9 protein-coding genes are annotated in these 13,571 nt (G+C 64.7%); 5 read left to right on the top strand and 4 right to left on the bottom strand.

The window, feature by feature from the left end:
• Positions 1-132: 132 nt before the first annotated feature.
• From ACWHY3_RS11455 to ACWHY3_RS11445, 3 genes are read left to right on the top strand one after another with little or no spacing between them, the layout of a single operon-like run.
• Positions 133-1,584, top strand: coding sequence for a hypothetical protein (locus ACWHY3_RS11455; protein ID WP_322527630.1), 1,452 nt, complete (start codon positions 133-135; stop codon positions 1,582-1,584).
• Between the two features lie 3 nt (positions 1,585-1,587).
• Positions 1,588-2,562 (top strand): hypothetical protein, encoded by a 975-nt coding sequence (locus tag ACWHY3_RS11450; RefSeq protein ID WP_256961206.1) that lies wholly within the window; start codon positions 1,588-1,590, stop codon positions 2,560-2,562.
• Entirely contained in the window at positions 2,559-7,568 is a 5,010-nt protein-coding gene (locus ACWHY3_RS11445; protein ID WP_448126597.1) for a hypothetical protein, read from the top strand. The genes ACWHY3_RS11450 and ACWHY3_RS11445 overlap by 4 nt, the downstream gene beginning before the upstream one ends.
• Positions 7,569-8,034: 466 nt before the next feature.
• Here the strand turns inward: ACWHY3_RS11445 and cfa are convergent, their stop codons facing one another.
• The gene (gene cfa / locus ACWHY3_RS11440) at positions 8,035-9,186 is read right to left on the bottom strand and encodes a cyclopropane fatty acyl phospholipid synthase (RefSeq protein WP_071232162.1); all 1,152 of its coding nucleotides are present in this window, start codon (positions 9,184-9,186) and stop codon (positions 8,035-8,037) included.
• A 421-nt stretch (positions 9,187-9,607) separates the two neighbouring features.
• Here cfa and ACWHY3_RS11435 point away from each other — a divergent pair, with 421 nt between their 5' ends.
• Complete coding sequence (locus tag ACWHY3_RS11435) at positions 9,608-9,910, top strand: MTH1187 family thiamine-binding protein (protein ID WP_110634517.1); 303 nt, start codon at positions 9,608-9,610, stop codon at positions 9,908-9,910.
• Positions 9,911-9,982: 72 nt separating this feature from the next.
• Here the strand turns inward: ACWHY3_RS11435 and ACWHY3_RS11430 are convergent, their stop codons facing one another.
• Positions 9,983-10,363: a hypothetical protein gene (locus ACWHY3_RS11430; protein WP_087718990.1), complete on the bottom strand. Its 381-nt coding sequence runs from the start codon at positions 10,361-10,363 to the stop codon at positions 9,983-9,985.
• 145 nt (positions 10,364-10,508) lie between these two features.
• Positions 10,509-11,417, bottom strand: a complete 909-nt coding sequence (locus tag ACWHY3_RS11425; protein WP_087718991.1) for a LysR family transcriptional regulator ArgP — start codon at positions 11,415-11,417, stop codon at positions 10,509-10,511.
• Between the two features lie 92 nt (positions 11,418-11,509).
• On the opposite strand from ACWHY3_RS11425, the gene ACWHY3_RS11420 reads away from it, so the two are divergent.
• Entirely contained in the window at positions 11,510-12,133 is a 624-nt protein-coding gene (locus tag ACWHY3_RS11420) for a LysE/ArgO family amino acid transporter (RefSeq protein ID WP_087718992.1), read from the top strand.
• A gap of 28 nt (positions 12,134-12,161) precedes the next feature.
• Here ACWHY3_RS11420 and ACWHY3_RS11415 read toward each other — a convergent pair whose 3' ends face one another.
• The gene (locus ACWHY3_RS11415; protein ID WP_448126596.1) at positions 12,162-13,529 is read right to left on the bottom strand and encodes a TrkH family potassium uptake protein; all 1,368 of its coding nucleotides are present in this window, start codon (positions 13,527-13,529) and stop codon (positions 12,162-12,164) included.
• Positions 13,530-13,571 lie beyond the last annotated feature (42 nt).

Below are 13,571 nucleotides of genomic sequence, written 5' to 3'. Positions count from 1 at the left end.
GCGTAAATAAATAAAGGGCGTTCCTTACCATAGCATTCAATGACGGGATCGTTACCCGGATCGCCATGACCCGGCAGACCAACCTTGGCATAATGCGGCGCTTTCCCTCGTTGTTCCCCGTCTGGAGTCGACATGACCGCCTGGAACAAGCTGCTGGTCGCGACGACGCGGCTGCTGGATCTACATGACAGCGCCCACGAGCCGGGCTCGCCTTTCGTGCAGGTAACGCAGGAGCAGCGCCGCGGCCTGCGCGATGGCTACTGGCTCGACCTGGGCTGCCTGCTGCTGGACTACCTGCTGGAGGTGGACTTCGCCACCAACAGCGCCTTTGTCACCCAACGCCGCTGTCTGGCTCACCTGCGCGGGGATTATCCCGACCTGCCCGCGGACGACCTGAGCTTCGTGATCAACCTGCTGGCGACGCCCAGCGAGATCCACTACCGCGAATGGCAGGCGAGCCGCGACGACAGGGAGGAATCCAATGACGACGACGCAGCGCCGGGCATACGCGGCGGCCGCAGCACCAAGCGCACCGCGCTGATCGAGAAGCAGGGCCAGACCGGCCAGGTCAGGCTGACGCCCAGCGGCCGCCAGGCGGTCACCCTGGCGAGCCAGATCGAAGACCTGCTCTACTCCGAATACGATGCCGCCAAGGTCGTCGCCGCGCTGTCCCGCGGGGACTACGCCCGCGTGCCCGACATCACCCAGCAGATCCTGATGGCGATTCGCGCGCTGACCCAGGAGCTGCGTCGGGTGCGCGAGAACCCCACTCATGAAGGCAAACTGGCCGCCCTGATGGACAACGAGCGCCACTATCACAACGCCCTGAGCACGATTCAGAGCACCTTGCTCAGCGCCCGTGCGCAGCTCGCCGCGCCCGCCCTGATCGCCCAGTTCGACAACTGGGCCGAACGCCAGGAAGAGGAGTGGGACCTGCGGATGCTCTCCGGCGCCATCGGCCGCGTGCTGAACGCCATCGAAAACCTGTCGCGGCGGCTTTCCGAACTGTTGTCGGACATCGCCGAGGGCCGGATTCAGTCCATGGGCGTGATCGATTTCGCCGGGCTGGCGCACCGATTGCTGGTCTCGCCGCCGCCCAGGCGCCTGCAGGAAGCGGTCGTCGCGCGGATGATGCCGCTGGGAACGGCAGTGGTGATGCCTCGCGTCGAAACGCTGCTGCCGCTGGTCGAAACCCGCCGCGCCGAGCGCAGCGGGGCGGCGCTGGTCTTCGACGAGACGCGTGACAAGCCCAGCGCCGATCCGCTGCTGGCGCGCTACCTCAAGGCCCGCGGCCCGGCACTGCGCCAGCGCCTGCGCCAGGCGCCGCTGTCGCTACCCGACGCGCTCAGCGAAGGGTGGCACCACTTCGAGTCGGGTTCGGATTCGGCCAACGCCGAAATCCTGGACTGCCTGCCGCAGCTGCTCAACACCTTCGTCGATACCCAACTGCTCGATACCCGGCTCAGCGTCGGGATCGACGAGACCCCCTTTTCGATCGAGCTCCCCGACGGCCGGCGCATCGAAGGTGCCGTCACGCCCTCGCTGCGTCTGCTCGAGACGACGACAGAAGAACAGGAAGTTTGACCTATGAACATGATGGAAATGGGCGAAGTCGTCGCGTACCTGTTGCGCTACCGCACTGCCGAAAGCGTGCCCAGCGGCGGCCGCAAGCGCCGTGCGGCGCGCGAAGGCCAGCTCTCCGAGCGCGATGTCTGCGCGCTGATCGACGACGCCCAGGAGAACGAGCGCGAGGCGCTACGAGACTTTCTTGCCGGGCAGGGGCTGCGTCTCAAGGCGTTCGAATCCGGCGACTATCCCGGGATCGCGCCGGGCTCGCGCTTCTTCGCGCTATTGCCGGACCCGGAGCTCGAGCAGCCGCCGCTCTACACCCGCGAACCGGTGTTCGAGGCACTCAAGCTGCGCCAGGAGAGCCGCGCCGAGCTGGCGCTGTGGTATCTGCAGCTGTGGCTTTTGCTGCATACGCTGATTTACACCCGCCTGAATCGCGCGCTGTCCGACGTCAGCCGCTACCAGGAGGCGACCTTCACGCCCCGCGAGCTGGTGGAACTGGTTCGCGATCAACTCGAGACCCTGCGGGGGCTGGGAGACCGCGCGCCGGAGAACAGTCGCGTCCTGCTCGACGAGCGGGGTGAAGACATTCCCCGGCGGGTGAAGGCCTTCATCGACCTGCTGGCCCGTGCCGGTCATCTCGATATGGTGCGCGAGGCCGGCGACGAGGATGTCTGGCAGCAGACGCTGCTCGGTGCGCTGGAAGCCGAGCAGATCGGCGTGCATCACCTGACGCACCTGATCGAACTGACCTCGGCCCAGGAGGACGCCGATTCGACGCCTCGGGCAGACCTCGACGACGAAGCGCCTGGCGGCACGGAAGTCGACGGCGACGTTCCCGAGACGGCCTCGCCGGCCGAGAACGAGGCGCACAAGGAAGCCGACCTGTTCGAGACGGATCGAGCCGACGTCGATGCCGGCAAGGCGGCCGAGGAATCGACATCCGATGTCACAAGCCATTCCATGGACGAGCCTGGGGAGAATCGCCGGTGAGCGTCATCAACCGTATCGAAATCGCCAACCTTCTCAACAAGCACGGTGATATCGCCTCGCCCTGGGAAGCCAAGATGCGCCACCTGCTGCTCGATCTGCGTGGACAGTCGAGCGCGGTGAGCATGGAGAACGGCTTCGGCAAGACCACCATGGCCGAAGCGCTGATCGGCATGCTCTCGCGGGATCGGCAGTTGCTGACGCGCACCCGGCGCAAGTGCTCGCCGTCGAAGGTCAACGGCGAGGGCCGCAGCTGGACCCATCTACGCGTCGAATTCCGCGCCCAGGGGGGCGATGCCCAGCAGGAGGACATGCTCGCGGCGGCCGGAGAAGAGGTCGCCGGCGAGACCTTCGTCTTCGGCATGTACGGTTACAGCGATGGCAGCGGGCTTACGTTCTATCACTATCCCGGCAAGCTGGCCGACGTGCCGGTGCATCACGTCACCCGCGACGGCAAGCTGGCGCTCTACCCCAATGCCGATTTCCAGAGCATGCTGCGAAACCATGGCGCCACACGGGCCCACAACCGCGAAGAGTGGCTGGAAGCGGTGGGCGCGCACATCTCCCGGCGCGAGCTGGCGCAGCTGGCGGCGTTTCAGAAAGAGGGCGGCGCCGACAAGAGCCAGATCTTCAACGCCATCAAACCGCGTGCCGGCGAGAAGGCCGACCAGGCGTTCTTCTACGAAGTGCTGGCACCGCAGATTCTCTCCGGGGCCACTCGCGGCGAGACTGATGAAGAAGAAGAGCTGATCGAAGATGTCATCCTGCACTCGGGGACGCGTATCACCGAGCTGCGCCATCGCCTCGCCGAAGCCGAGAGCGACCAGCAGCGTGCCGACGAGAAGGTCGAACGGCTGGCATCGCTCGACCAGGAGGGCGAGGCGCTGCTCGAAGCGCGCAGCCAGCTCATCATGCAGGATGCGGCACTGCTGGAGGCCGAGCGTCTGCTGGGGGGCCAGGCGCTGGCGCCGCTGCCGGGGCTGCCGGGTCGTGACGCTGATCGCGACGACAATGGTCGTGACAGTAATGGTCGCAACGACAATGACCGCGACGACAATGACCGCGACGACACGAACCGGGAGATCGACGAGGCCGTCGTTGGCTTCGCCTGGGCGATCGGCGATATCGAGCGGCCGCGAGTCTCCACCTGGCTGCTGGCGCGACTCACCCGCCAGGCGGAGCGTAACGTGCGTCAGGCGCTTTCCGAACGCGGGGCGCGGGTCGATACCCACCGCCGGCTCGTTCACCTGCCGACGGCCGGCTGGATCGGTGGGCGCGATATCGGTCACGTCGCTTTCGACCAGGCGCGTGCCTGGCTCGCCGACAGCCACGCCTTCAACGACGACGCCGCGCGCTACCGGGCGCTCGGTCTGCTCGAGGATGCCGCCGAAGCGTTCGAAGGGCTGGACGGCAACCGCTTCCGGGAGGAGGTGATCGCCGACCGCGAGTATCGTCGTTCGCTGCGTCTCGATGCCGAACAACTCGACGAGGAGATGGAGCGGCTGGAGCAGGAGCGCGAACAGCTCGAATCGCGCCAGCGCGACTTCATCGATAACCAGAGCGTCTACACCCAGGCCCTGGCCGAAGGGCTCTTCAGCGAGGCCGAGCTGGAAGCGCCGGAGACCACGCGGGACGCCGCGCAATCGACGCTCGCCGAAGCGCGCAAGGCGCACGCCGATCATCTCGGCCGGCTGGGCGAACTCAAGCAGCCGGCGCAGTGGCACGAGGAGTTCGTTCGCGAACATCCCGACACGACCCCGGGCGAGCTGCTGGCGCTGAAGAGCGAACGGCAGGAGACGCTGGAAACGCAGCTCGCCGAATGGAACGACGAGTGGACCGCGCTCGACGAGCAGCGCAATTCGCTGCGGGAAACCCTGCAGGCGCGCCGCGAGCAGCGCCAGCGCCTGGAAGGCGAGCTGGGGCCGCTACAGGCCGGCCGCGAAGCCTGGCAGACGTTCGTCGAAGGCTGGCCGGACGCCTCCGCGATCGGCTTCTGGAGCGAGCGCAAGAACGCGCTGGCGGAACTCGAGCAGACGCTGGCCCAGGCGCGGCGGGAGAGTAGCGACGCCGCCGCTCGGCTGGATCGACTGACGCCGCTGGCGGATTCGGCCGAGCGCTATCGGCACTGGCATGGCGATGCCTCGCCGGTACACCTGCGCGATACGCTCTATCGCCAGTCCCGCGAGTGTCAGGACCAGCTGCATCGCATCGCGCAGGAGTCCGCCCAGTTCGCGGCGCTGGATCAAGCCTATCGCCAGTTCCGCGAAGTCGGCGGCGACGCCGCTCCCCAGGCCTGGTTGAAGGATGCCAAGGCGCGTTATCCACGCCTGCTGCGCGAGGCCGAGACGCTGGCCGAGACGATCGAGTCTCGCGAGCGCTACCTGGAGAGCCTTAGCGGCGATCCGCTGGCGCGACAGGCGGCAGAAGCCCAGGCGCATCAACTGCTGGAGGCCCGCGAGATCGGCTTCCGCGCGCTGCACGAGGTGCTCTCCGGCGGCGACGCCGACGACGAACGGCGTCGCGAGTGGCTGGCGCAGGCCGCCGGCCAGTTGTTCGCGCCGGTAGTCGAGGGCATCGATGCGGCGCGGCAAGCCTCCCAGTGCCTGATCGATGCCGGCTGCGGCGTGCCGGTGCTGGAAACCGGACGCCTGCTGGCGCTTCTGGAGCGGGGCGAGCTGCCGCTGGGGGCGGTACAGGGCGTCGAGACGCTGGCGGTGAAGGCGGCGCTGGACCCGGCCTTTCTCACGGCGCTGCGTGAAGAGACCCAGCAGCGGCTCGAGATCGACCGGCAACGCCAGCAGGCGCTGACGGAAGAGATATCCCGACTCGATCCTCACGGCGAGCGTTTCCGTCTGGCCCTGCAGGCGGCGGAAGCGCTGGAGCAGGAAGCCGAGTTGCACCTGGCCGCGCTGGAAACGCAGCGCATGGAGACAGAAGCGGAGCAGGAGGCACTGACGCCTCGGCTGAGCGAAGCGGCGCTGAAATCAATCGATGACTACCAGCGATATCTCGAAGAGGGCGGCGAGCGGGCGCTGGAAGAGGCGCGGGAAGCGCGCGAACTTGCCGCGGAAAGACTCGAAACGCTGCAGCCGCAGCGTGAACAGGCAGCTCGCGAGCTCGAGACGCATGGCAGCAACTGGCTGGCGGCGGAACGCTTCGCCGAGGCCGGCGGGGTCGAGCGTCTGCGCGAAATCGATGCCAGCCTGGAAGCGTTGCTCGAAGAGATCGCCGAACTGGACGAGCGCGTTGTCGAGCTGACGCTGCGCAGCGAGGCGCTCGACGAGCGGCGCAGCCAATGCCGCGAGCAACTGAGCGGGCTGTTCGCCGACGGCGAGCGCGAGCGCCTGCGTCGTCTGGATCGGTTCGTTGCCGAGGGCGGCCCGGCATTCATGGATCGGGCCGAAGCGCGGGAAGCGGAGCTGACCGCGGCGCTGGCGCAGGCCAGCCGGCGTGCCGATTTCGATTTCGCCCGCATTCGCGCCTTCCTTCAGGTACGTGACGAAAAAGGCGGCAATCGCACCCTCGAGCGGGATATCGGCCGGGTGAAACAGTTGCTTAACGACACGCGCGACAAGCGCAAGCGCAACACCCGCGAACAGAGCGAGATCGACTCGCGTCTCGCTCGCCACCAGCAGGCACTCAACGTAACCGATCAACTGGCGGTAGCGTGGCTCGAAGTGCTGCGGCAGCTACCGGAAGGCTGGTCCGAACGGGCGCTGGCCGACGCCAACGCCGGCTGGCCGTCCGATCACGCCGAGGCCGAGCGTCTCGACGCCGCCATGGCCGAATGGCGGCGCTGGCAGGTCGCACCGCTCGATGCTTTCAGCGAAGGGGCTGGTGAAAGTTCTGGTGAAGATTCCGGCGCGGATGCGAGCGTTCAGCCGTTCGAGCTGGAAGCACTCGAAACCTATCAGCAGACGCTGCTCGATGGGCTCGGCAGTCTCAATCTGGGCGAGCGCGCGCGCAATCGCGAGCGCCAGGCACGGGACGTGGCGGCCAGGGAAAAGGCGCTGGCATCGTCGCTGGAAGCGGCCAGTGCCAGCCGGTTGTTCAACGAGTCCGAGCGCGCCCGGCTGGGTACGCTGGAAGGCGTCACGCCGGAAGCGCTGGAGTCGCTGCGCGGCCTCCATCGCCAGCTCGAAGGCCAGCTCAACGAGCATCGCAGCCGGGTGACGCGGCTGCATGCCTCCCGCGAGCAGATCGAGGACACACTCGTCGAGCGTCTCAGCTCGATCATCATCGACGCCGCCGGCAACCTGGAAATTCTGCGTCGGGTAGCCCGCCGCTCCGCCGATGGCGGTGCCTACTTCGAGGTCAAGGCGGATCTGATCGCCGACGAGTCGGTGCGTGAGCTGATCCATCAACTGCTGGCCGACATCGACGCCCATCTCGCTGTGCAGCGTCGCCGGCTCGAGCAGGCGGGTGACGGGACACAGGCCAGGGGCGGTCGCGACGACGATCTGACCCGCCAGATTCGCCGGCGCATCTATCGCGGCCTGTTCCGCGACGTCACCATTCGCATCAAGCACGACGCCATTCGTCCACACGGCCGGCTGTTCTCGCTCAACGAGGATATGTCGGAAGGCCAGCGCGAGGCCGTTTCGCTGATGTGGCTGGTAAAGCTCTCCGAGTTCGCCATCGAACGGGAACTGCGCGAACTGCCGGGTAGCCACAAGCGTCGTGCCCGCGCTAGCCGCGAGAGCGTCATCCTGCTCGACGGCCTGTTCTCCAAGCTGTCGCATCGGCGCCTGATCCAGGACTCGCTGGAGTCGCTGCGCAATACCCGCGGGCGCTTCCAGATGATCGGGCTGATCCACAACCCCAACTACGAGAATGACCCCAGCATCTTCCCCACCTACCTGGTCGGCAGCGTGATCGGCGGACAACAGGGGCAGGGCGGTCACGTCATCGTGCGGGAAGGTCGGCAGGTCTCACCCGAGGAAACGGGACGCGGCGAAGGCGAGGCGAGCCTGTTCGGGATTCATGTGACCCCGGCGGCGGTGGAGTAATCGGCAAGGCCCGCTTTGGTGGGCCTGGAGATAATGGACTTATGGTTAGATTCGATAGGATCGGCTTACTACTGGCCGAGCCTTAACCACCCTCTCGCTCGTGATTGCGAGGGGCAAGCCCCTCGCGCTCCCCTTTTTGACGCCACAGACGGCGAACCCCTGAACGCCAATCGTCCGCGCTCGGGTCGGCGCGAAAGGGCATCCATGCCCCACGCGCCTCTTGCGTCATCCATGACGCAAGACCCGGCACGGGCGATAGTCGTTCAGCGCCGTTCTGGAAGGCGTCGTTGGGGTGGCAAAGCCCATGATAGCGGCTTAGTGTCAGCCTTAGTGACGCTTGCAGCGCTGAACCAAAGAAAAGAGGCCTGCCGCTGTGGCAGGCCCCTTTTCTTTCATGTGAGTTGCATCTTCAATAACTTTCGTAGCTCGTAGCTCGTAGCTCGTAGCTCGTAGCTCGTAGCTCGAATTAACGCGGCGAGTCGTAACGTCCGCCACGGCCGTTGGAGTAAACCACCTGCCACAGCTGGATGTCTCTTGCCCGGAAGGCGCCAGCGCAGGAGCCGAGGTAGTAGAGGAACATCCGCTTGACGCGTTCGCTGTAGTTACCGGCGATCTCGTGCCAATGGGCGAGCAGGTTTTCCTGCCAAGCCATCAGCGTGGTGTCGTAGTCGGCGCCGAAATTCTGCCAGTCTTCCATGACCAGCTTGCTTTCGCTGGCATCGGCGATCTGCTGAACCGAGGGCAGGATGCCGTTGGGGAAGATGTACTTGTTGATCCAGGGGTCGATGCTGACTTCATTGGTATTGGAACCGATGGTATGCAGCACGAACAGGCCGCCCGGCTTCAGCAGGCGCTTGACGGTGTCGAAGTAGGTGGCGTAGTTGCGCTGACCCACGTGCTCGAACATACCGATCGAGACGATACGGTCGAATTCGCCGCTGAGCTCGCGATAGTCTTCGAGAATGATCTCGACCGGCAGGCCGGCACAACGCTCGCGGCCCAGCTTCGCCTGTTCTTCGGAGATGGTGATGCCGGTGACTTCGACGCCGTAATGGCGGGCCGCGTGTTCGGCGAAGCTTGCCCAGCCACAGCCGATATCGAGCACTTTCATGCCGGGTTCGAGACCAAGCTTGCGGCAGGCCAGATCGAGCTTGGCGACCTGCGCTTCGTGCAGCGTCCGGGCTTCCTTCCAGTAGCCGCAGGAGTAGCACATGGTCTCGTCGAGCATGCGGGTGAAAAGATCGTTACCGAAATCGTAATGCTCCTTGCCGACGATGTAGGCCCGCGCCTTGCTCTGCAGGTTCACGAAGCTCGACTGCAGCTTGTAGACGACGCGCTCCTTGGTGGTATGGGCGACGCCGCCAAGCCCATGACGGAGCAGTCGGTGAATCATTTCGTCGATACGGTCGCACTCCCACCAGCCGTCCATGTAGGCTTCGCCGAAGCCGATGGAACCCTGGCGGACGACCCGGGAGAACAGGTCGGGGTGGTGGACGCGAATGTCCCATGGCTGGTCGCCGTTGAGGGTGACACCGGATCCTTCCAGCATTTTCTCGATGGTGTGACGAGCGCGAGTGTCGGGCAGTGCGACTGGGGCGATTGGTGTATTACTGGTCATGGTTTTTCCTAGCAAGGGGCGCGTAACGTACCCTGGCCATCCGGCGCTATCACTCCGGTTGAACGGCGAAAAACGACCCGTTGACTTGCGGGTTCGACCGCGCTGACGCATTTGTTCGGTCATTTTCCACTCGATTGAAAACAGTCCGAAGAGTCAAGCCATGGCCTGGAAACGTGACGCTCCACTGTCCCTGTTCCCTATTGTTAGACGACTTCATCAGCGTTGATACATTGCGTGCTAACGGCTTTACCGTCAATAAGCCTAGCGCTATTGGCGCAATAGTCTAGGCTCGGTCATGCCTTTCCAGACGATTGGCGTTCGATGGCCTCTTTTGGCTCGTCTAACGACTCACAGTGAACCTTAGGCCAAAATATGCATAGTTGATGTCGATCAAGTTGAAAAATCGACACAGGAGGGAAAAATGCACGTCATCGTTGATCTATGTGTCGTTCCTTTGGGGGTCGGCGTCTCGGTGTCGCCCTATGTGGCAGAGTGCCAGCGCGTGATCGAGGCTTCCGGGCTTCATTATCGAATGCATGCTTACGGCACCAATATCGAAGGCCCTTGGGACGAGGTGATGGCCGTCGTCAAGGCCTGCCACGAGGAGGTGCATGCCATGGGCGCGCCGAGAATTACCACGACGCTGAAGATGGGAACCCGCACGGATCGGGAGCAGCGCATGGATGACAAGGTCGAGAGCGTGGAAAACCTGCGCCGAGCGTAGCGTAGAAAGCCCCGGCGGTCGTTTGACCGGCGGGGCTCGATGATCTTGTCTGGTTGGGAACTGGGTCAGAATTCAGCGACAGCGGATCGTCCAGGTGGCCTTGTAACCATCTCCTTCTTGCGTGGCGGCCTGAAGTTCGGTGTCTTCGTCGACGGTCGCGCCTTCGAGCTGGTCGTTGGCATTGGCCGCCTTGCTGGCGCCGTCTTTCGGTCCCATCATGTCCTGTTCGACGATCACGAACTCGTCACGATCCTGAGACTCGCATTGTTCCAGGGCGCGCTCCTTGGCGTTGGCCAGTGCCTCGTCCTGATCATCGCCCAAACCGGTCACGACATAATCGGTAGTGTCCTTCTCGATCGAACTGCTGTCGCTGGCGCAGCCGGCAAGGGCGCCTAGTGTAAGCAGTCCGGCCAGGGCCATCCATACCGGGGTTCTGGTGGCTGTCTGCATCATGTCACTCACTCCTTGTGTCGTGGTTTCCCGCATTCATGGTGGCATCGTCCATTTGACTTGCCATTCATTCTAGACCGTGCCTGCTGATCTTCAAGCCATTGGTTATCAAGAGGAATCCTGTCGCCATTGTGCGACGAGGGCGTTTTCAGCCAACGGCAGCCGACGACGCTTCCGGGGCTCTCAGCCAATTGTCGCCAGCGGAAACGAGGTGGGCCGTAAGCGCATCGAGCAGTTCACCGCCATGGCGCCAGAAGTGCCAGTACAGCGGCACGTCCAGCGGTCGCTGCGGATCGAGGTCGACCAGGTCGCCTCGGGCCAATCCATCGGCCCCCTGGCTCTCGGGGATCAAGGCATAGCCGATACCGGCAAGCACCATGTGCAGCACGCCTTCCGACGACGGACACAGGTGATGCGGGAACGGATCCTTGAAACCATGGAAATCGAGATAGCGTTGGTGCAGACGATCGTCCGGGCCATAGAGAATGGCGGGCGCCAGTTCCAGCGCCTGATGGGTCACGCCCTCGGCGAAATGGCGATCAGCAAACCTGGGGCTGGCCATGACCCGATAACGCATGGACCCGAGCGCGCGGGCACGAGCGCCCTGTACCGGACGTGCGGTGGCGCAGATGCAGCCGGCCACCTCGCCGTCGCGCATGCGGCGCAGCGCCACTTCCTGATCGTCCACGACCAGGTCGAGCAGGACGCCGCGTCGATGGCAGAAGTCACCCAGCGTCGGCGCCCACCAGGTCGCCAGGCTGTCGGCGTTGAGCGCCAGCCTGAGACGATGCTTGCCCTCGCCGAGTGCCGGAATCCTGTCGAGAAGATCATGCTCCAGCAGACGCACCTGCTGAGCGTGATTCAGCAGCCGCTGGCCCAGCGGGGTAGGCATTAACCGGGGCGTACGGACCACTACCGGTTGCCCCAGTCTCGCTTCCAGCAACTTGATGCGCTGGGAGACTGCCGACTGGGTCAGATTGAGTTGCTGCGCGCCGCGGTCGAACCCACCTTGATCGACGATGGCAGCCAAGGCCTCCAGAAGTTTGTAGTCCAGCATCAAATTTTCTAATGCCTCATTAACATGTTCATTTTTATTAATAGTCGATTTCTCGGCATGATGCGAACCGCTGCCTTTTCGAGATCACGATAGTGGGAAATTCTCTTCTTCACGGCCTGTTGATCGGCGCCAGCTTGATCGTGGCCATCGGCGCGCAGAATGCGTTCGTCCTGCGCCAGGGCCTCCGCCGCGAGCACGGCTGGCTGGTGGCGGGCATCTGCGCGGTGTGCGATCTGCTGCTGGTCGCGTCCGGGGTGGCGGGGCTCGGGCCGCTGATCACCTCCAGCGCCGTGCTCTTGCTGCTGGCGCGATGGGGCGGCGTGGCCTGGCTCGTGTGGCAGGCGCTGGTGGCGTTCAAGCGCGTCGCCCGCCCTGAGTCCATCGCGTTGGCCGTGAACCACGTGCCCGAGACCGGCATGAGTCTCGCTAGCGCCAGGCCGGTGGTGATCGCGACGCTGGGCGTGACGCTGCTCAACCCGCATGTCTATCTGGATACGGTGGTGATGCTGGGTATCATCGGTGGCCAGCAGGCCAGTCCGGCGGGATTCGTGGCCGGGGCATCTCTGGCTTCGCTGATCTGGTTCTTCGGGCTGGTGGGGTTGGCTCACTGGCTGTCGCCGCGGCTGCAGAATCCGCGTTGGTGGCAGGGCATCGATATCACCGTCGGGGCGATCATGCTGCTGGTCGCCTGGCAACTCGCCTCGCGAGCGCTGTGAACGCGGTCTCGAGCGTCTGAATCCATCATTAGCCGATCTGAATTTCACCCTTGGCGTAGCGCACGCCCTTCGCCTGGCGAGTGGCGAGGAAATAGCCCACCGAGAGCGGCCCGACACGACCCAGCAGCATCGTCAGGCCCAGCAGGAATTGCCCGGGCAGCGAGAGATCGCTGGTGATGCCGCGGGACAGCCCCACGGTGCCGAACGCGGAAACCGTCTCGAAGGCCAGATCGAGGAACGAATGGTCGCCGTCGGTGATGGTGAGGCCGAACAGCGTCAGGACGACCAGCAAAACCCCGGCCAGCGCGACGGTGATCGCCTTGATCACGGTTTCCTGAGTCATCGAGCGGCCGAAGGCCGTGGGGTGTTCGGTATTGCGGTAGAACGCCCGGGCGGTCAGCAACAGCACGACGAACGTGGTGATCTTGATGCCGCTGGCGGTGGAGCTCGAACCGCCACCGATGAACATCAGCAGCATGACGAGGAGGGTGGAGGCATCAGTGAGCGAGCCGATCTCCAGCGTGTTGAAGCCGGCCGTACGCGGCGTGACGGCCTGGAACCAGGCCGCCTGCACCTTGGTGAAGAGGTCGCCCAGCCCGCCGAGGGTGGCGGGATTGGACCACTCCAGCCCGAGCAGCATCGTGGTGGCGATCACGTTGAGCCAGAACGTGGCCAGCAGCACGACCTTGGTCTGCATGGCCAGGCGCGACCAGCGGCGGTGGCGATAAAGATCGCTCACCACCACGAAGCCGAGGCCGCCGACGATGAACATCAGCGTCACCGCGCCGTTGACCAGTGGGCTGCCCGCTTCCTGAATCAGGCTATCGGTAAAGGTCGAGAAGCCGGCGTTGTTGAATGCGGAAACGGCGTGGAAGAGACTGTGCCACAGGCCTGCCTTCAGTCCGTACTCGGGGACCCAGTGCCACGCCAGCAACAGCGTGCCGACGCTCTCGGTGAGCAACGCGAAGGCGACGACCAGCTTGATCAGATCGCGGATGTCGCTGAAGGCGATCTCGCCCAGCGCCTCGCGGACGAGATTCTGCTGACTCAACGGCAGACGCGTTCCCAGCAGCAGGACCGTGAGGGCGGCGAAGGTCATGAATCCCAGGCCACCGATCTGGATCATCACCAGCACCACCAGCTGGCCGACGAACGTCAGGTCCTGGCCGATATCGATCACGCTGAGGCCGGTGACGGTGACCGCGGAGGTCGCCGTGAACAGCGCTTCGTGCCAGGCCAGGGGGCGCGTTGCACTACCGGGCAGCCAGAGCAGCAGCGCGCCGAGGGCGCAGAGCAGGGCAAAGCCGATCAGCAGGATTTCCGGCGGCGACAGCCGGATGACCCCGCCGTGAGGCGAGCGGCGAAAAGGCTGTTTCAGGCGTTGCCAACGTCTCACGAGGGCAGTTCCGAACCGGGATCGGAGTGGGCGGGCATCGGG

It is taken from the genome of Salinicola sp. NYA28a (assembly GCF_976982775.1).
Note: the sequence above shows the minus strand (reverse complement) of the source record. Positions and strands in the feature narration are given on the sequence as shown.